This window comes from Methylomonas sp. LW13 (assembly GCF_016865255.1).
Lineage (GTDB): Bacteria > Pseudomonadota > Gammaproteobacteria > Methylococcales > Methylomonadaceae > Methylomonas.
This window is the reverse complement of record NZ_CP033381.1, coordinates 2,556,830-2,573,663: the sequence shown is the minus strand read 5'-3', so window position 1 is coordinate 2,573,663 and position 16,834 is coordinate 2,556,830. Positions and strand designations below refer to the sequence as shown.

The 16,834-nt window shown below is 53.6% G+C and carries 22 protein-coding genes; 8 read left to right on the top strand and 14 right to left on the bottom strand.

What is annotated here, in order from left to right; all coding sequences use genetic code 11:
- Positions 1 to 79 precede the first annotated feature (79 nt).
- From JL719_RS11550 to JL719_RS11530, 5 genes are all read left to right on the top strand, one after another.
- Positions 80 to 1,513 (top strand): amino acid adenylation domain-containing protein, encoded by a 1,434-nt coding sequence (locus JL719_RS11550; RefSeq protein WP_033156261.1) that lies wholly within the window; start codon positions 80 to 82, stop codon positions 1,511 to 1,513.
- Positions 1,514 to 1,617: 104 nt separating this feature from the next.
- Complete coding sequence (locus JL719_RS11545) at positions 1,618 to 1,968, top strand: hypothetical protein (RefSeq protein ID WP_033156262.1); 351 nt, start codon at positions 1,618 to 1,620, stop codon at positions 1,966 to 1,968.
- Between the two features lie 29 nt (positions 1,969 to 1,997).
- Positions 1,998 to 2,333 carry a hypothetical protein gene (locus tag JL719_RS11540; protein WP_129871390.1) on the top strand — a complete coding sequence of 112 codons (336 nt, stop codon included), beginning with the start codon at positions 1,998 to 2,000 and terminating at the stop codon, positions 2,331 to 2,333.
- Complete coding sequence (locus JL719_RS11535; RefSeq protein WP_033156263.1) at positions 2,282 to 2,812, top strand: REP-associated tyrosine transposase; 531 nt, start codon at positions 2,282 to 2,284, stop codon at positions 2,810 to 2,812. Before JL719_RS11540 ends, JL719_RS11535 begins: the two co-directional genes overlap by 52 nt.
- A gap of 84 nt (positions 2,813 to 2,896) precedes the next feature.
- Positions 2,897 to 3,331: a GNAT family N-acetyltransferase gene (locus tag JL719_RS11530; RefSeq protein ID WP_051669866.1), complete on the top strand. Its 435-nt coding sequence runs from the start codon at positions 2,897 to 2,899 to the stop codon at positions 3,329 to 3,331.
- Between the two features lie 110 nt (positions 3,332 to 3,441).
- Here the strand turns inward: JL719_RS11530 and JL719_RS11525 are convergent, their stop codons facing one another.
- Complete coding sequence (locus tag JL719_RS11525; protein ID WP_051669868.1) at positions 3,442 to 4,185, bottom strand: YkgJ family cysteine cluster protein; 744 nt, start codon at positions 4,183 to 4,185, stop codon at positions 3,442 to 3,444.
- A gap of 228 nt (positions 4,186 to 4,413) precedes the next feature.
- Between JL719_RS11525 and JL719_RS11520 the strand changes: the two genes are divergently transcribed.
- Genes JL719_RS11520 through JL719_RS11510 form a run of 3 tightly spaced genes read left to right on the top strand, consistent with a single transcriptional unit; the run spans position 4,414 to position 6,767 of the window.
- Positions 4,414 to 5,532, top strand: coding sequence for an acyl-CoA dehydrogenase family protein (locus tag JL719_RS11520; protein ID WP_033156264.1), 1,119 nt, complete (start codon positions 4,414 to 4,416; stop codon positions 5,530 to 5,532).
- Positions 5,529 to 6,359 (top strand): polysaccharide deacetylase family protein, encoded by an 831-nt coding sequence (locus JL719_RS11515; protein WP_225893098.1) that lies wholly within the window; start codon positions 5,529 to 5,531, stop codon positions 6,357 to 6,359. The genes JL719_RS11520 and JL719_RS11515 overlap by 4 nt, the downstream gene beginning before the upstream one ends.
- A 30-nt stretch (positions 6,360 to 6,389) precedes the next feature.
- Positions 6,390 to 6,767: a rhodanese-like domain-containing protein gene (locus JL719_RS11510; protein ID WP_033156266.1), complete on the top strand. Its 378-nt coding sequence runs from the start codon at positions 6,390 to 6,392 to the stop codon at positions 6,765 to 6,767.
- Positions 6,768 to 6,831: 64 nt separating this feature from the next.
- Here the strand turns inward: JL719_RS11510 and JL719_RS11505 are convergent, their stop codons facing one another.
- The 13 genes from JL719_RS11505 to JL719_RS11445 form a co-directional block, all read right to left on the bottom strand.
- A complete protein-coding gene (locus JL719_RS11505) occupies positions 6,832 to 7,398 on the bottom strand; it encodes a hypothetical protein (protein ID WP_033156267.1) in 567 nt (188 codons plus the stop codon).
- A gap of 123 nt (positions 7,399 to 7,521) precedes the next feature.
- Positions 7,522 to 7,938, bottom strand: coding sequence for an acyl-CoA thioesterase (locus JL719_RS11500; protein ID WP_033156268.1), 417 nt, complete (start codon positions 7,936 to 7,938; stop codon positions 7,522 to 7,524).
- 1 nt (position 7,939) lies between these two features.
- Positions 7,940 to 8,917 (bottom strand): lysophospholipid acyltransferase family protein, encoded by a 978-nt coding sequence (locus JL719_RS11495; protein WP_033156269.1) that lies wholly within the window; start codon positions 8,915 to 8,917, stop codon positions 7,940 to 7,942.
- Positions 8,914 to 9,657: a glycosyltransferase family 2 protein gene (locus tag JL719_RS11490; protein ID WP_033156270.1), complete on the bottom strand. Its 744-nt coding sequence runs from the start codon at positions 9,655 to 9,657 to the stop codon at positions 8,914 to 8,916. Before JL719_RS11490 ends, JL719_RS11495 begins: the two co-directional genes overlap by 4 nt.
- On the bottom strand, positions 9,641 to 10,018 hold the full coding sequence (locus tag JL719_RS11485) for an ApeI family dehydratase (RefSeq protein WP_129871389.1): 378 nt from the start codon (positions 10,016 to 10,018) through the stop codon (positions 9,641 to 9,643). Before JL719_RS11485 ends, JL719_RS11490 begins: the two co-directional genes overlap by 17 nt.
- Before the next feature lie 2 nt (positions 10,019 to 10,020).
- The gene (locus JL719_RS11480; protein ID WP_051669870.1) at positions 10,021 to 10,668 is read right to left on the bottom strand and encodes a COG4648 family protein; all 648 of its coding nucleotides are present in this window, start codon (positions 10,666 to 10,668) and stop codon (positions 10,021 to 10,023) included.
- A 6-nt stretch (positions 10,669 to 10,674) separates the two neighbouring features.
- Positions 10,675 to 10,923 (bottom strand): acyl carrier protein, encoded by a 249-nt coding sequence (locus tag JL719_RS11475; protein WP_033156272.1) that lies wholly within the window; start codon positions 10,921 to 10,923, stop codon positions 10,675 to 10,677.
- 171 nt (positions 10,924 to 11,094) lie between these two features.
- Positions 11,095 to 11,883: a beta-ketoacyl synthase chain length factor gene (locus JL719_RS11470; RefSeq protein ID WP_051669872.1), complete on the bottom strand. Its 789-nt coding sequence runs from the start codon at positions 11,881 to 11,883 to the stop codon at positions 11,095 to 11,097.
- Position 11,884: 1 nt separating this feature from the next.
- On the bottom strand, positions 11,885 to 13,120 hold the full coding sequence (locus JL719_RS11465) for a beta-ketoacyl-ACP synthase (RefSeq protein ID WP_033156273.1): 1,236 nt from the start codon (positions 13,118 to 13,120) through the stop codon (positions 11,885 to 11,887).
- On the bottom strand, positions 13,114 to 13,842 hold the full coding sequence (gene fabG, locus JL719_RS11460; RefSeq protein ID WP_033156274.1) for a 3-oxoacyl-ACP reductase FabG: 729 nt from the start codon (positions 13,840 to 13,842) through the stop codon (positions 13,114 to 13,116). The genes JL719_RS11465 and fabG overlap by 7 nt, the downstream gene beginning before the upstream one ends.
- Complete coding sequence (locus JL719_RS11455; protein WP_225893097.1) at positions 13,839 to 14,330, bottom strand: hotdog family protein; 492 nt, start codon at positions 14,328 to 14,330, stop codon at positions 13,839 to 13,841. The genes fabG and JL719_RS11455 overlap by 4 nt, the downstream gene beginning before the upstream one ends.
- Entirely contained in the window at positions 14,302 to 15,471 is a 1,170-nt protein-coding gene (locus JL719_RS11450; RefSeq protein WP_033156275.1) for a beta-ketoacyl-ACP synthase, read from the bottom strand. The genes JL719_RS11455 and JL719_RS11450 overlap by 29 nt, the downstream gene beginning before the upstream one ends.
- Positions 15,472 to 15,481: 10 nt before the next feature.
- Positions 15,482 to 16,708: an NAD(P)/FAD-dependent oxidoreductase gene (locus JL719_RS11445; protein ID WP_033156276.1), complete on the bottom strand. Its 1,227-nt coding sequence runs from the start codon at positions 16,706 to 16,708 to the stop codon at positions 15,482 to 15,484.
- Between the last annotated feature and the right edge of the window lie 126 nt (positions 16,709 to 16,834).

The following is a 16,834-nucleotide window of genomic DNA, read 5'->3' as shown; positions in this document are numbered from 1 at the left end:
CGGGTTCCCATTTATGCCCCGTGGGTACGCGGGAGCGTGGGAACCATAAAATCGTCATTTTTTAGCGAAGCCTAAACCGATGTTGCTAGCGCCTTTTCTACACCAATGCCAACTCCAACCCGACGCTCCGGCTTTGCAAGAGCAAGACCGGCAAGTCAGCTATCGGCAATTACTGCAACAGGCCCAAACCATCGCCGCCGCCTTGCAAGCAAGAGGCGTCCGTCCCGGCCAGCCAGTCGCGGTGCATCTGGATCGTGGCATAGATGCCGCCTGCACGCTGTTCGGTGTCTTGTTGGCGGGAGCCTGCTATGTGCCTTTAGATCTAAAGAATCCGGCACCCAGATTGAGCTTTATTGTCGCCGACGCCCAGGTGCATACGGTATTGGGGACCGGTGCAGTGCCGGCTTGGCTGGATGAAAGCCTGTGGATGGACATCAACGCTTGTGCCGCTGTAATCCCCGCAACCGTTGACATTCCCGCCGAAGCGCTGGCGGCGATTTTGTATACCTCCGGCTCCACCGGCCAACCGCGCGGCGTAGCGCTTAGTCATCGGGCGATTTTGGCGTTCACAACCTGGGCCGCAGACTTGCTGGCCTTAACCCCTGCCGACCGCATCGCCAGCAGCGCACCGTTTTTCTTCGATCTATCCACCTTTGATCTTTACGCCGTATTAGGCTGCGGTGCCAGCCTGCATTTCATCCCGGCCGGCTTGACTATGGCCCCGGCTAGGTTGAGCGCGTGGCTGAGCGAACACGCCATCAGCGGTTGGTACACCGTGCCCTCGTTACTGGCCTTCCTCACCTACAAAGGCAACCTGGCGCAAACCCCGCTGGCGGCTTTGCGCTTCATTATTTTCGCCGGCGAAGTATTCCCCACCCCGGCCCTGATCGATCTGGCCGCCAGTTTGCCGCGGACAGCCTTGTACAATTTTTTCGGCCCCACCGAAACCAATGTCTGCTGCTATTGGCAGGTACAACGCGAGCGTTTGATCGCCGAGCAAACCATTCCCATCGGCCTGCCCGCCGCCGGTTGCGAACTGCACATAGCCGCCGACACCGGCGAGTTATGGGTACGCGGACCGACGCTAGCCAGCGGCTACTGGCGCGACGGCCAAGTGCAGTCCTTTCTAAACGCCGACGCTTGGTACCCCACCGGCGACCGCGCCAGCTTTGAACAAGGCGATTACCGTTTTCACGGTCGCCTGGGACGCATGCTGAAATGCTCCGGCTACAGGGTTGAGCCTGCAGAAATCGAAGCCGTCGTCAATGCCATTGTCGGCGTCAAAGGCTGCGCGGTAATTGGCGTGGATGACCCCACCGCCGGCCAGCGTCCGGCTTTGGCATTGGTTTTGGCAGCGGAGCTATCTATCACTTATGTCCGCAAGACGTTGAGCCAACAATTGCCGGCTTACATGCAGCCTTGTCGTTATCTGGTTGTGGAGGAATTGCCGCGATTGGCTAATGGGAAGATGGATTATCAGCGATTAATGATTTTGATGGAGACTGAAGTATGAACATCGAATTAGGTTACGATCCGTATTTAAGATTTTTGTTTGTATTCTGGCAATTAGGGATGATATACAGAAACTTTATAATTACTCGTTAGGAATTACCTAGCATGAAAATTATTTGGCCCAATGATAAAGAAGAGGAAAAGCCCCTTTCTATAATTGGGCGAATCATCCTGGTTTTGGTGGGCTTATGGGTTGCAGCTCCAATTATTTTTGGAGGTGCGTTATTTACTGCATTTGCGGGAACAATACATAGTGCGCCGAATTGGTATTTTCTATATCTTGGCATCACTCAAGCAATTCCACTTATTGTTGCTACCGTATCGTGGATTGCTATATTGATGACTATTCATACCAATATTTACAAAAGCGGATGGTCTGTTGCTCTTCTTTGTTCATTTTTGATTTATGGAGCTAGTTTTGTTGCGTTGGCTAGTGGCATTGTCCTTTCAAAATAAATTTAATCCTTTGTTAGACGCTCTATTCCATGACTCTCGACGACCTTACCGTTAATTTCGAACACCTAAACCGAGAAACAATTCTTGAAGATTGGGAATGGTTAATCGGTAAACGCAAACAACCAATTTTGCTTGCCGCATCAGGCGACGCCTTCTTGCAAGATATAGAGAACGGAACGGTTCATATTCTTGATGTAGCAGCAAACCAAGTCGGCCTTGTCGCAGAGTCTATCGATAAGTTTTTCATCGTTCCCACGCTCCGCGTGGGAACGCAGCCCCGGACGCTCCAGCGTCCTAAACCCACCAACAGCCTATGGGCCGAAGTCGTTACACCATCACTGAACCCCAACAAGCGCATTTCATGACCTGCACGGTCGTGGAATGGCTGCCGGTCTTTACCCGGCCGGAAACCGTGCAAATCCTGCTCGACTGCTGGCAATATCAACGGCAACAGGTCGGCTTGAAACTGTATGGCTATGTGGTTCTGGAAAACCATTTGCATTTCATCGCTCAGAGTACCTCGCTGGATAAATGCGTTGCCAGCTTCAAAGCCTATACCGCGCGGCGGATTATCGATCATCTGCAAGCGAAACGAGCCGAACAGTTATTGCAAAGATTGCGGTTTGCCAAATGCGCGCATAAGCATGACCGGGAGTTTCAGTTCTGGCAGGAAGGCGTGCATGCGGAGTTGATTCTTAATGAAGCGATGATGCGGGAGAAGTTGGATTATATTCATGCCAATCCGGTGAAGCGGGGTTATGTAAATTTGCCTGAGCATTGGCGCTACTCAAGTGCTGCGAATTATGCTGGATTGGGTGGATTGATCGAAATTGATACTTGGTAGCCGTGACGCTGGAGCGTCTGGGGCGGCATTCCCACGCTGGAGCGTGGGAACGATACATGCGATACACAACATTTGGCTTACTTTATGACCTCCTTTACCCTGATCGACGCAGCAGAGCATGACAAACATTTCATATTTAATGCGTTCAAGCTATCGATGCGCGATTACATCGATTGGGCATGGGGTTGGAACGAAGAATTTCAACATACCGGTTTCTGGAGAAACCTACAGGTGCAAAACTTCAAACTGATTTGCATCGGCAAAGAATCTGCCGGCGCTATCTATGTGCAGGAGAGCGAGCAAAGTCATTGGGTTCGCACCCTGTTTCTGCTACCTGAATTTCAAAGACTGGGAATAGGCTCCACTTTGCTGGCACAAGAAGCTTTGCGGGCCAAAAACCTGAATAAGAAATTGGTACTGGACGTGATAAAGATCAACCCGGCAAAACGTCTCTACGACCGGATGGGCTTCAGAGTTATTGGTGAAGACCGGGCGCTATTTCACATGGAATTAGGCTGATACTTGTAATTGTGTCGATCTGGATGGTTGCACTTTGGTAGCCGTGACGCTGGAGCGTCCGGGGCTTCGTTCCCACGCTGGAGCGTGGGAACGATAAGAAAAACTGGCCGTCACGGATTCGCCATATAGTTAAAAAATTCCCGCAGCCAAGCCTCGCCACGCTTTTTTGGAAATTGGTTGGGGTGTTTCTTGACCCATTGCAAGGCGTAAATCATCGGCACCGAATCCAGATCTTTGATGTGGCTGGTGCGCCAAAGTTTGCGGACAATTTTGGACACCTGAAATTTTAACTCGATGTGCCTGACATGTTCCGGTGTCGGGTTTTGGCAATGTTCGGCCGGGGATGTCACCAGATATTCTCGGCAAGCCAAGGGCCGGACCGGATGAATGGAGCAGCTTTCCGCTTCCAAAAACGGACAGGGCACACCTTGCTGAAAATAAGTCAGCGCGTGTTGCTCTACCGCTTCGTGGCTGGTGCCTTCAGCCAGCATCTGTTCGAGCCGGCTCAGCCACTGGATAGCATCCAATTTTTCGCAAGCATCGGCAAAGCGTTGCTTGACTGCGGAACGTCTGGGCTCGGGCAATTGTTCGACCACACCGGCGATTTGATAGGCTTCGAATTCCGCCAACGGCACCACTTGTCGGCAGCAGGCGCCGCAGCCGGCTTGGCAGGAGATGGTCTCCTGGTCCGTAACAAAGGCAGCCACTGCGGTTTCGACAAAAGTGTTGTTGATGCGATGCAGTGCCGGCAGCATCGCTACCGGCGTCACTTTTTCCGTTGGCGCGCTGAATTTCAGCTCGATAGGCTTACCGTAAAGCGTTAGTTTGACGTTGGCGGGTGTGGTTTTGCTCATACGTGCTTTTAAGTTATTGATAATTTTCTAGCCAGGCTTACTCTGGTTGACCAATCGCAAGCGGTGGGACCTGGCGTTCCAAGCCTAACCAGCATAGAAGCTTTTGCGAAAAACAGAAACTTTGTCTTTGCAAGCTTGCCTCGACGCTGTATGCCTTCGTTCCCACGCCGGAGCTTGGGAACGATACAATACAATGCAAATTCATTGCGTTTGCTCAAATCCTAAACCATGACTATAGCCACTGATTTTTCCGAGATCCTTGCTTACGCAGGCCGACCGAATGAAACCCAAATCAAAGTCCGTTTGCGTGCCGTCGCTGAACTTGGTGTATTTCGACATGCCCTGCCCTCTGCCGTCGGCGGTTTTGGCGATAACTTTGCCTCGTTAGTCGAAACCCATCGCCGCCTTGGCGAAACTTGTCGCGATCCCGGTCTGATGCTGGCGATCAACGCCCATCTGTGGGGTTCTGTATACCCTATCTTGTTGTACGGCTGCGAGGCGCAGAAAGAAAAATTTCTGCCGGCTTTGTTGAGCGGAGACTGGCTGGGCGGGCATGCCATCACCGAGCCGTCTTGCGGCTCCGACGTGCAAGCGATGACTACTCATGCCAAACAAGCGGGCGACGGTTATCTACTAAACGGCGAAAAGCGTTATATCACTAACGTGCCAATGGCCGACTGGTTGGTGATTTACGCCAAATTGGACGGCAAGATTTCCGCTTTCCTGGTGTCCCGTGAAGATGACGGCTGCCATTTCAGCAATGAAAGTGCATTGGATGGCTGCAGGGGCAGCGCCACCGGCAGCGTGAGTTTGCAAGATTGTCGAATCGATGCCGATCGCCTGCTCGGAAAAATCGGCGTCGGCACCCAGATGATCCAAAAGGCTTTGGAGTACGAACGGGCCTTCGTGTTCGCCGGCATCGCCGGGCTCATGGATTGGCAATTGGCGGAAGTGGTTCGTTATAGCCGGGAGCGGCGCTCCGGCGGCGTGCATTTGGGTAAGCATCAGGCCGTCAGCCATCGCATCGCCGAGATGAAGTTACGGCTGGACACCGTCAATTTATGGCTGGGGGAATGCGCGCGATTGTGCGACGCCGGCCAACGCCTGACGATGGCGTCGGCGCAAACCAAGTTGTATGCGGCCGAGGCTTTCTTGCAATCCAGCCTGGATGCGGTGCAGATCATGGGCGCGGCCGGCTTGGAATCGGGGGGCGCGATGGCTGAATTGGTCCAGGATGCGCTAGCCGGGCGGCTTTTTTCTGGCAGCTCGGAAGTGCAGAAAAATCTGATCGCCGCCCTGCTCGGTACCGGCGACGCTTACCGGTTAAACACGCACCCCCATTCATGATGAATTTTTCCGCTTACCGCAACTGGCAGCCTACGCCGCTAATGAAGGTTTCATTGGCAATAACAATAGCCGCTCCGCTGGCGATAGTTATTCAACCAAGCATTTGGCCTTGGGCCTTGATGACTTTTATTGCCGATCAGTTGGTTTTAACCTTTGCCGGGCTTTGGCCGCGTTGCTCTTGGGTAGGCTCGAACTGGACCTCGCTGCCGCCTGCCGCCGCCGCGCGGGGCGACATTGCCATTACCATAGACGATGGCCCCGATCCTGAAATCACCCCCGCCGTGCTGGACCTGCTGGATCGCTTCGGCGCCAAAGCCACGTTTTTCTGCATCGCCGATAAAGCCCAACGCTACCCGGATTTGTGTCGGGACATCGTCAAACGCGGCCACGCGGTCGAAAATCACAGCATGCATCACCAATATCATTTGCCGTTTCTGCTGCTAAATGGCTGGATGGCCGAACTAAACGCGGCCCAGGATACTCTGACTGAGGTGACCGGCATTCGGCCCCGGTTTTTTCGGCCGCCGGTCGGTTTGCGCAATCCTTTGCTTGATCCGGTGCTCAGCCGCCTGGGTTTGCAATTGGCTAGTTGGACCAAGCGCGGCTTTGACACGATTGAAGGCAATCCGCAAGTCGTCTTGGCGAAATTGTTGAAAGACCTGAAAGCTGGCGACATTCTGTTGTTGCATGACAGTAATGTTGCCCGCACAAGCAACAATCAGCCGGTAATTCTAGAAGTGCTTCCTCCCTTGCTGGAGGCCATTGCTGTCGCGAATTTGCAACCGGTCACGCTGAGTGAAAGCTTGGATCGTTGCCAAAATCCCTAACGCATTTGTCTGATTTCGGAGAATTAAGCCATGAAAAAAACCTATGCCAGTGCAGCTTTAAGCCTGTTCTTGAGCGGCTGCGCGTTTCAAGCACCCGATTATTTACAAATGGTCACCGCGCCGGAACTAAATCAGCTGATGCAACAGCAGGATATTTTTCTGGTGGACGTGCATACCCCGGAGCAGCGGCATATCAAAGGCACCGATGTGTTTATTCCTTACAACAATGTCGAGAAATACCTGGATAAACTGCCGCAAGATAAAACCACTCCGATTTATCTGTATTGCGAAGGTGGGCCGATGGGCAATGCCGCAGCTAGAACGCTACACGAACTAGGTTACGAGCATTTGCGCAATTTGGAAGGGGGAACCAAAGCCTGGGCTAAAGCCGGATTTGGGTTTGAATAGTCCAATGATCGCTACTGGAACCGGAACTGCAACTGCCGGCTCCAGTACATCAAAAGCCCCGGGCTTATTCGACAATGCTATCGACTTTGCCGTTTTTAAATTTCACCAAAAAGCGGTTGAATAGATTGGACCAGTAAGTCCAGTCGTCGCTATCGAGCGAAGGCGTGACATGCTGCGGCGGGTAGCCGATGGCGGCCAGCACGGCTTTTTTGCTCATGCCTGTCTTCACCTGCCCTGCCAAAATACTTTCGCGCTCGGTGGGAGTATATTGATTGAGGTCTACCTTACTGGTGCCGGCAATTTTACTGAAAGCAATCGGCATATCGTCTTTGGTAAATTTTTGCACGTTTTCGATGGTAATCAGTTGGCCGCTGGATTCCACTCTAAGCACCGCCTCGTCGGAGGTCAGTTTCAGCAGCGCTACTGGTGTATTGATTGGAATCAACTGGCCTTTACGGTAATTGGTGGTGCGGAACCGGTTCTGCTCTTGGAACAGGCTGAACTGCGTATAGTAAACCTGCGCGGGCTGGACAGCCGCTGCCGCACCTTCACCTGGCTTAAGCTCCTTCTTGCAGCCCACCGCCAACACAGCCAAGCAGAGCAACATCACAATGTAGTTTTTTCTGAACATAATCAAAATCCCTCGAGCAAAAGGTTAAGAACAGGCTGACGCTAGGCAACAGGCGACGCGACAGTAAAACAAAGACGACAAACCGGAACAGCCCAAAACACAAACGCTACAGTAAGCGCCTAGCTAGGGCGAATCAGATTTAATCCCGAGCTTTTCCAAAAACACCGCAGGCGAAGCGAAACACATTTCGCGGCTGTCCGCGTCCACTGCGGCCTGGATGGTATGGCCCTTGGCCAACACTTCGCCGGTTTCGGCGTCGGCGACCCGGTATTTAATCTTCATCCGGTATTCCCATTCCACCAACTCCGCTGATACCTTGATCCGCTGTTCGAACTGGGCGGGACGCACATAACGCAACTGCAAATCCACAATCGGCCAGACGTAACCGGTTTCTTTCATGGCCATATAACCGTAGCCGATTTTATCCAGCATCGCGCAACGGGCGATCTCGATGTATTTGCAATAGTGGCCGTGCCAGGCAATGTTTAACAGATCAATGTCATGAAAAGGCACGATCAATTCCACTTCGGCGCGCAACATATTAGTTGTCCTCGACGGCTATCTGACTGGTATCGCCCGCAGTTGTCTTGCTCCAATACGGGTAAAAATTAAACCATTGTAGCGGCGCTATTCGGCAATAGGCTTCCAGTCGTTCGGCATATTGTCGCGCCAGATTTTTCAGCATGTCATGCCTTTTGGGTTCACCGCGCGGGATGCGAATAGATTCCGCGAAGTGTTCCAGATGGATCTTGAATCGACCGTTCACCGGAAAGCAAAACAAGGTATAGACCGGGCAACGCAACAGCGAAGCCAGCAGATACGGGCCTTGCGGAAATTCGGCGTCCTCTCCCAGAAAGCTGGCCGACACCGTGCGGCCGCCTTGCACCGGAATTCGGTCACCGACCATCACCAGAAATTCGCCGCGCTCGATCTTTTCCTGCAAGCTAATCGCGATGGCGGGACTTAACTCCGTCACTTGAATTAGTTGGATGGTGGCGCTGCCGCGACTGCCGAGCAGGCGGTTGAACTTCTCGGCATGTTTGGTATGTACCAAGATATTCAGATGGATGTGGCCGCGCATCGTGGCGATGGCTTGGCAAATTTCCAGGTTACCGATGTGTCCGGACAGCAGCATGGCGCCGCGTTTTTGTTCGATCAAATCCAAAAGGAGCTGGCGATTGGGAAAATCCACTTGCTCCGGCGTGATATTGCCGGTCCACACCACGATTTTATCCAGCAAGGTTTCGCCAAAGCTCAAAAAATGCAGGTAACTTTGCCAGAGTCCGCTGCCCAAACCCAACGCCGGGTAAAAATCGGCCAAATGGCGCAAATATTCCCTGGAAGACTCGCGGGCAAGACGCCCGGCCAGAAAGTAGTAACTGACCACCGGCCGCAAAAACAGACGAAATACCCAGCGGCCGAACAGCCGATACACCCACACCAGAGCCTGTATACCCAAAAGCAGGCTGTTTTCCTCCACGGCTGCCCAATGCCGGGCGGCGGTGTTCGCGGGCTTCATTGAAAATGCCTCAGTAGCAGTTTGGGCCAGCGTAACAACATACCGAAAAATAAACGGGCATGAGTCTGACTGAGCAGCAGATTGTCCTGCAAAGCCCGGAAATGCGATAAGCCGTCCAGCGGGTAGCGCACCTGAGTGGGAATGGAGATGACTGTCACGCCTTGCCAATAAAGCCGCACCAAAATCTCCGTATCAAAACCCATGCGATTTTCCATGGCTTGGCTTTGAATCAACTTTGCGCAAGACGCCAGCGGGTAAACCCGGTAGCCGCACATCGAGTCGGGGATGGCGAAAGACAGCGTGTTGATATGTACCCAAATATGGGTCAGGTAGCGGGCGTAGTAGCGCAGTTTAGGAATCGATGCGTCGAATAGCGCTCGACCGATAACTGCCGCTTCCGGCGCTTGTTTGGCGGCGCTTAGAAATTTATTCACATCGTTTAAATCGTGCTGGCCGTCGGCATCGATTTGCAGCGCGTGCGAAAACCCTTGGGCTTGAGCCGCCAGAATGCCGGCCTTGACCGCCGCACCCTTGCCTTGGTTAACCTCCAGCCTGATACTTTGCACCCAGGCATATTGCTCGGCTAAGCCGCGAATCACCTCGGCGCAGGCCGCATCGCTACCGTCATCCACCAATAGGCACGGCAGTTGATGCGTAGCCAAGCGCTCAACAATGCCTAGGAGCGGCTTTTCGTGGTTATAAACCGGAATCAAGATGCAGGGATTAAAGGTGGTGGTCATGAAAGTAAATTCTACCCGAGCTGTATTCGCAGGTCGCCGAACGGTAACAAAATGTCAATTTGCCGGCTTGTTGCAGATAGTGCAATGCCAATTCCAGCTCCTGTCCAGGTAACAATAGCTCTTTGAATTTTACCGATTCCATATGACTGAAGTCGCGGGTTAAACCCAGGTATTGCCGGGCATAATGCACCGCCCATTGGATTTGCACGACTCCGGGCACCACCGCAATTTCGTCGAAATGACCGTTGAAATAAGTCAGATCTTTGGGAATGCGCAAAGCCAACACCCTACCATCAGCCTGAATGTGTTCGCCTAGCGTTTCCGGAAACAAAACGCCTGGTGCGCTTCCCTGATTTTTCATACTCAAAAGCTGGCCTTCACTTTGCGGCGTACCGCCATTTCTGCTGCCATTAACAAACCCATCAGCACATACGAGATACAACCATTGTAAAGGCTCCACAACCAGCGGTCGCCATACCAAATAGTCAGCAAGGAAATTGCCGCGTTGCCCAGAAAAAAAACGCTCCACACCAGCGTCACTTTCCGGGTATACAGCACGCCGTGGGCGGGCAGATCCGGAAATTCCAGCCTGGCCAGGCGTTCCACTACCGTCGGCGGATGGATCAAACTGAAGGCAAATACCGCAAAAAACAGCAGACTAACAAACACCGGATAAGCCAGCAGCCAGTCGGCATCGTTAACCAGTGCGCTCAGCAATAGAAACAGCGCGCAGGCCAATATCAACCTAGACTCGGCTACAGCCACCGATTTACGCTGTTTTTGCAGCCAGTAACGCAGCAAGAACAATCCAGCTAGCCCTAAAGCCATGGAACGGGGTTGAAAGTAATCGGCGGAAAACCAAATCAGAAAGGGATAGCTGACCGTCGCGGCCCCGATAATCACATTCAGAATGATTTGCCGAGACTCTGCTGGGGATTTTGGGCAAATGCGGGTGTCTGGATTTGCCTGAATCTTGGTCGGGACCCGATTGGTGAAAAAATCTTTAAACATCCAGCCCTATTCAGCACTGATGCGATGCACGGTATCGACGACGTCCTGGATGGTACGGGCGTTTTTGAAATCCTCGGGATTGATGCGCTTACCGGTAATCTCGCGCAGCCTGACCATCAAATCCACCGCATCGATGCTGTCGATGTCCAAATCCTGCCGCAGGTTAGCCTCCAAGGTGATGTCCTCGGGCGTTAACTCGAACATTTCCGACATCAACTCTCTTAAGGTGGCAAATACGTCTTCTTGGGTCTTCATACGGGTGTTGTTTCCTGTTGCGATACTCAACTCGGCCTGGAACTCACTCTACAGCCTCGATTTAGCGAGTATCGGTTTGCTATTGTGTTCCTCTGGCACCACTCCAAGCGCCAAAGTATCTGTGCCAACCGCGCGATAAATTACTACGCCAAACAGGGATTATACCCTGGGTTACGGCAGATCGCTTAGGCCGCTGGCAATCGAGTTATGAAACTCGTCCAAACGCCAATGCCAGATTGCCCTGTCCTGCCGACATGATCCGCTTTGCCGGCCGGATATGACTGCTTGCACGAAATTGGGCAAGCCCTTTTCCGGCATTGCCGTGCCATTTGCCGGCTCGCGCGTCAGCTGCAATTGCGGCCCGGCACTGGCTGATCGCCCCAGCGTCATTGCCAAAGCCCAGGTCGTTTGACTGCCGGGCAGATAAGACAAATAAGCCTCCGGCAAAGGCTGTTCATAACAGACGAGCAAAACCTGGGGAACATCCAGCAACATGCCGCCTGCTTCCATAAAAGCCGCATACAGCCCTTCCGTACCGCCGGCCAAGGCTACATACGGTAAATAGCTTGTACTATGGAAACTGGACAAGCCGGCGATGGCATTATGCACGCACTGGCTGAAGCGGCTGGGCGAAACATGTTCGCCCTCTGCCAACTCTTCAAGCATCTCGAAATAATACTGGCTTTCGCCATGGCTTGAGAAAAATACCGAGGGCATATCGCCGTTTTCGCTACGACTGCGCCAGGCCACAGCGCAGGCCGCTCTGGCTAAAGGTGATAATCTGCGCCTTTGCATCGCCGGTAAAAACCCCACATCGGCCTTACCTTGGTTATACGGCAATATTTCACCGTTGGGCCAGCTAGTGGTTTGGGGCTCCGGCGCGGATTGCCAGAAACACCAGTGCTTTACTGTGAAAGCCAAACGGCTTTCCCTGCCTGACTCGGCCATGTTCTCGGTCAACTCAGCTATCCCAGCGCTGTAAAACCAAAGATGTGTTGATGCCGCCAAACGCAAAATTATTACTAACGATGTAGTCGGCGTGGATATGACGGCCGTCGCTGGTCAGATAATCCAGCTCGGCACAACGCGGATCGAGATTATCCAGGTTCAAATTGGGATGAAACCAGCCTTCCCTCAGCATCTGAATTGCCACCATGGCTTCCAAGGCCCCACAAGCACCCAAGGTATGACCAGTGAAACTTTTCAAACTGCTAATCGGGGTGTTGCCGCCAAACACTGCGGCCGTTGCATGACTTTCGGCAATGTCGCCCTGCTCAGTGGCAGTGCCGTGAGCACTGATATAAGCAATTTGCTGCGGCTCAAGCTGTGCATCCCGTAAGGCCAGACGCATCACCACCTGCATTGTGTCGGCATTGGGCTGCGTGGCGTGCACACCGTCGGCATTGGTGGCAAACCCGGCAACTTCGGCGTAGATCCGCGCGCCGCGCGCCACAGCGCGTTCCCGTTCCTCCAATACCAAGGTACAAGCACCCTCCCCTATCACCAAACCGTCGCGGTCGCGGTCGAAAGGCCGCGGAGTCAGATTTGGTTCGCTGTTACGGGTGCTGGTGGCGTAGAGCGCATCGAATAACGCCGCTTCGGTCGGGCAAAGCTCTTCCGCGCCGCCCGCCAGCATCACGTCCTGCAAACCATATTTGATCGCTTCGTAGGCGTAACCGATGCCCTGACTGCCTGAGGTACACGCACTGACAGAAGGTATGACCCGGCCGCGCACCTGAAAAAACAAGGCCACGTTGGCGCAGGTGGTGTGGCCCATCATCTTTAAATAGGTGGTGGCATTCAGATTGCCAATGTCGTGATTAATCAGCATTCTGCCGAAATCGGCGATAGCCGGCGTCGATCCGACTGACGAACCGTAGGCTACACCGGTGCGGCCGCTGCTGATAATCGGATCACCCAGCAAACCGGCATCAAGCATAGCCAGTTCCGTAGCCCGAGTTGCCATTAACGAGACTCGGCCCATGCTGCGGGTGTTTTTGCGGGTGTAATGGCCCGGCAGCGTGAAATTTTCCACTGCCCCCGCTAAACGGGTCAGCAGGCCGTTATAAATTTCCCATTCCGGAATGTAACGAATGCCGGATTGCTTGGCTAAAAGGCTGCCGCGTATTTCCTGCCAATCGTTGCCAATTGGCGAAAAACCGGCCATGCCGGTCACGACGACGCGGCGGGTCAACACAAACCTCCATTCACCGAAATCACTTGCCGGGTAATGTAAGCGGCATCTTCGGACATCAAAAACGCCACCAAGGCCGCGACTTCTTCCGGCGTGCCTAAGCGTTTGGCAGGTACGGCGGCAAGGGCTTCTTCAAGGGGCAAGCCTTCCAGCATCTCGGTTTCGATTAAACCGGGGGCCACACAATTGACGGTGATTTTGCGTTTCGCCAACTCCACCGCCAGCGCTTTGGTTGCGCCGATAATGCCGGCTTTGGCCGCGCTGTAATTGACTTGGCCGCGGTTGCCGACTAAACCGGACACGGAAGACAGCGTGACGATGCGTCCCGGTTTACGGCGTTGTATCATCGGCATAACCAGCGGATAAAGCACGTTGTAAAAACCATCCAGATTACTGCGCAACACCTGGTCCCAATCCTCGCCGCTCAGCGCTGGAAAGGCATTGTCTCGGGAAAGGCCGGCATTGCACACCACACCATAGTAGGCGCCATGGGCTTGAATATCGTTTTCCAAACTGTCTTTGGCCGCATGGCGGTCGGCTAAATCAAAGCTCAGTACGCGCGCCTGGCGGCCCATCTCGACAATCTGTTGTTTCACTTGCTCGGCTTCATTCAGCCGACTACGGCAATGCAGCACAATATCGTAGCCCTCGCGAGCAAGGCGCAGGGCGATGGCTTTGCCGATGCCTCGGCTGGATCCCGTGACCAGGATGGTGGGTTGGTTCATATTCCTTTTCCGGCGAGAAATTTTTGCGAATCCTGTGGCAGCAACACATTCAACTTCGAGCGGGCCTTAATATTTTTCCCGGTTATCGTGCAGTCAAACACGGACATATCATTGGCGGCCTCGATAATTTTTTCCGCACTGACGGTCAGTTTGGCACCACAGGGAAAACTGCCGACTGAACATTCGAAGTAGCGAGTGCCTAATAAAAACCCCAAACCAATCGCTTCGCCTCGGCACTTGCGGTGATAACCGGAGTAGGCGGCAATAGTTTGCGCCATGTATTCCAAACCTACCCAGGCCGGCACGCTGTGATCGCCACACGAAAACAGGCCGTCGTCGCGCACCTGCAATTCGACCACGATATGGCTGTCACTTACTTCCAGGACCCGGTCCAACAGCACCATACGCCCGGACTGAGGTACTAGGGATTCGATGGCATAGGGAAAAGCCGCTGGACTGTCAGGGATGTCCAATGAGCAGGGACACATTGTTTCCGCCGAATGAAAAAGAGTTGCTAAGGCAGTATTGTAGCGGCTTTGGCTGCTTGTTTTCCAGCCCGACCAAGTTTAGTCGAGTCATGTCCGGGTCAGGTTCGCCATCCCAAAGATGCGCAGGTAAACACCTTTCTTGATGTAAATCAGACAGTAGCAACCAGCATAAACCTGCTTCCAGCGCACCGGCCGCACCCAAACAATGGCCGGTGGACGGTTTGCTGGAGCTGCATGCCGTATCGCTACCGAACAACTGCGCAACCGCCCGATTTTCCATCGCATCGTTTTGCCAGGTGGCCGTGCCGTGCAGGTTGATGTAATCGATTTGCTCAGGCTTTAGCTGTGCATCGGCCAATGCCGCCTGCATTGCCAGTAACGCGCAGCTACCGTCAGGGCGCGGCGCAGAAATATGATAGGCATCGGCACTGGCCCCAACACCCAGCAACGCGATGTCTCCAGGCTCGCGCGTCATCAAAAATAAAGCCGCACCTTCGCCTATCGTCGTGCCGTCGCGGTTTTTACTGAACGGATTGCAAGTGGTTTTGCTAAGGGCACCCAATGCAAAAAAGCCTTCCAGCGTGGTGTGGCATAAACTGTCGGCACCGCCCACTACGACCGCATCGCAGACGCCCAAGCGCAGCAGGCGGCGCGCGGAAGCCAAGGCATTGGCACTGGATGAACACGTGGTGGAGACGGTGTAGGCCGGGCCGCGAACGTCCAGGTACGCCGCCAAAAACTCCGCTACGCCACCCAATTCCTGCTGCTTGTAGTGATAGTGACCAGGCATGCTCCCGCTTGCCCGCAACACTTGCACCGCACTTTCACCCTCGGCAATCCCCGAGGTACTAGTGCCTACCACTATGCCAACGCGATCTGCGCCGTAACGAACTATGGCGGTGCTGATAGCGGACTCGATCTGGCAAAGCGCCGACAACAGCAAACGGTTATTGCGGCAATCGTATTGTTTAAGTTTGGCGGGAATGGCCGGTAATTCCGTTAGCACGCCGAATGCGGGAATAGCCGAATCCAGCCAGGTCGGTGGAACAGGCTGAACAGAACCTCCGGCAAGCCATGCGGCTAAGATGTCAGCCTTGCTGCCGCCCAGCGCACAGACCAGACCTAAATCATGTAAATACAAATGACACCGCTCAGGCAGTTTGATAAGTTGCCAAGATGGCCTCGATTTTCTTAGCACTGCGCTGCGTCATGGGGTTTTCCTCGTCCCAGGCATAGCCAGCAAGAATGGAACAAATCATGGCCTTGACGCTGGCCAACTGATTTTCCTCGAAAATAATTTGCTGAAAACGGCCATCGTACCAAGCCTCCACATAAGCCCGAAATACCTCTATGCCCTTGCGCAAAGCCCGCTCGTATTCGATAGACCAGTTTACCGGCTCACCGCGTAATTGCCGGTCAACCAAGGGTACGGCCAACGCGGCGGATTTCATCGCAATCGTCACGCCGGATGAAAACACCGGATCCAAAAATTCGCCGGCATTGCCGAGTAACGCAAAGCCCTGTCCATAGAGTTGCTTGACGTTGGCCGAGTAGCCGCCGATGGTGTTAGCCGGGGTATCGAAACGGGCGTTGGTCAACAGCTCGGCGAGACGTGGCTCTTCGAAGGCAATGTCCTTTAACACTTCCAGCGGCTCTCCGCTGCGCTGGTCCAGAAAACCCGCGGGCGTCACCACACCGAGCGAGCTTCTGCCGTTACTGAACGGAATCAGCCAGTACCAGATTTCATGAAATTTCGGATGAATGGCAATTAAAATTTTATTGCGGTCGTAATCGGATACAGTAATCCGATCCTCGATATGCGTGAACAGCGCGCGGCGCGGCGACAATGACGAAGGCGTTTCCAGATCCAATAATCTTGGCAAGACCCTGCCAAAACCGCTGGCATCCAATACCATCTTTGCCCGCCATTGCTTGTGCACACCGTTGGCATCCACGCTGGTCAGGCTGGCTTGCTCAGGATTACTAAAATCGGCAGACTGGATGGTTTGTTGATAATGAATAGGCACGCCGGCCGCTTCGGCGCTATCGGCCAACACCTTATCGAAATGGGCGCGCGGTACTTGAAAGGTGGTGCCCCAGCCTGGGCTAAATTTCTGGGTGAAATCGAATTCGGTGAGTTTGCCGGCTCTGGAAAATGCCGCGCCGTTTTTGAATTGAAAACCTTCCGCCGTCACGGCCGGCAGCATGTCAGCGGCTTCCATGAAAGCCATGCACTGCGGTAGCAGGCTTTCGCCAATCGAAAAGCGCGGAAACTGTTCCTTTTCCAGAATCACCACTTGGTGACCGAGTTGTTTCAGCATCTTGGCAGCCACGCTGCCGGAGGGGCCGGCCCCGATAATCAATACATCTGCATCCATTTACTTACCAACCCTCTTATCCGGTTAAAATACTTCCAGTACAAAATTCAGAAACAGCGGCAATGCCGCTAAGTTAACGTTCTTCCCCCGTTGGAAAAGTACCCATATGGGCATGAAGGGGCTCGA

Bases quoted from the DNA above. Each gene is read 5' to 3' on its own strand.
- JL719_RS11510 (WP_033156266.1), top strand. From the start codon at position 6,390: ATGAAAAAAACCTATGCCAGTGCAGCTTTAAGCCTGTTCTTGAGCGGC.
- JL719_RS11445 (WP_033156276.1), bottom strand. From the start codon at position 16,708: ATGGATGCAGATGTATTGATTATCGGGGCCGGCCCCTCCGGCAGCGTG.
- fabG (WP_033156274.1), bottom strand. From the start codon at position 13,842: ATGAACCAACCCACCATCCTGGTCACGGGATCCAGCCGAGGCATCGGC.
- JL719_RS11530 (WP_051669866.1), top strand. From the start codon at position 2,897: ATGACCTCCTTTACCCTGATCGACGCAGCAGAGCATGACAAACATTTC.
- JL719_RS11495 (WP_033156269.1), bottom strand. From the start codon at position 8,917: ATGAAGCCCGCGAACACCGCCGCCCGGCATTGGGCAGCCGTGGAGGAA.
- JL719_RS11550 (WP_033156261.1), top strand. From the start codon at position 80: ATGTTGCTAGCGCCTTTTCTACACCAATGCCAACTCCAACCCGACGCT.
- JL719_RS11475 (WP_033156272.1), bottom strand. From the start codon at position 10,923: ATGAAGACCCAAGAAGACGTATTTGCCACCTTAAGAGAGTTGATGTCG.
- JL719_RS11490 (WP_033156270.1), bottom strand. From the start codon at position 9,657: ATGACCACCACCTTTAATCCCTGCATCTTGATTCCGGTTTATAACCAC.
- JL719_RS11515 (WP_225893098.1), top strand. From the start codon at position 5,529: ATGATGAATTTTTCCGCTTACCGCAACTGGCAGCCTACGCCGCTAATG.
- JL719_RS11520 (WP_033156264.1), top strand. From the start codon at position 4,414: ATGACTATAGCCACTGATTTTTCCGAGATCCTTGCTTACGCAGGCCGA.
- JL719_RS11535 (WP_033156263.1), top strand. From the start codon at position 2,282: ATGGGCCGAAGTCGTTACACCATCACTGAACCCCAACAAGCGCATTTC.
- JL719_RS11505 (WP_033156267.1), bottom strand. From the start codon at position 7,398: ATGTTCAGAAAAAACTACATTGTGATGTTGCTCTGCTTGGCTGTGTTG.
- JL719_RS11480 (WP_051669870.1), bottom strand. From the start codon at position 10,668: ATGTTTAAAGATTTTTTCACCAATCGGGTCCCGACCAAGATTCAGGCA.
- JL719_RS11525 (WP_051669868.1), bottom strand. From the start codon at position 4,185: ATGAGCAAAACCACACCCGCCAACGTCAAACTAACGCTTTACGGTAAG.
- JL719_RS11500 (WP_033156268.1), bottom strand. From the start codon at position 7,938: ATGTTGCGCGCCGAAGTGGAATTGATCGTGCCTTTTCATGACATTGAT.
- JL719_RS11485 (WP_129871389.1), bottom strand. From the start codon at position 10,018: ATGAAAAATCAGGGAAGCGCACCAGGCGTTTTGTTTCCGGAAACGCTA.
- JL719_RS11455 (WP_225893097.1), bottom strand. From the start codon at position 14,330: ATGTGTCCCTGCTCATTGGACATCCCTGACAGTCCAGCGGCTTTTCCC.
- JL719_RS11545 (WP_033156262.1), top strand. From the start codon at position 1,618: ATGAAAATTATTTGGCCCAATGATAAAGAAGAGGAAAAGCCCCTTTCT.
- JL719_RS11540 (WP_129871390.1), top strand. From the start codon at position 1,998: ATGACTCTCGACGACCTTACCGTTAATTTCGAACACCTAAACCGAGAA.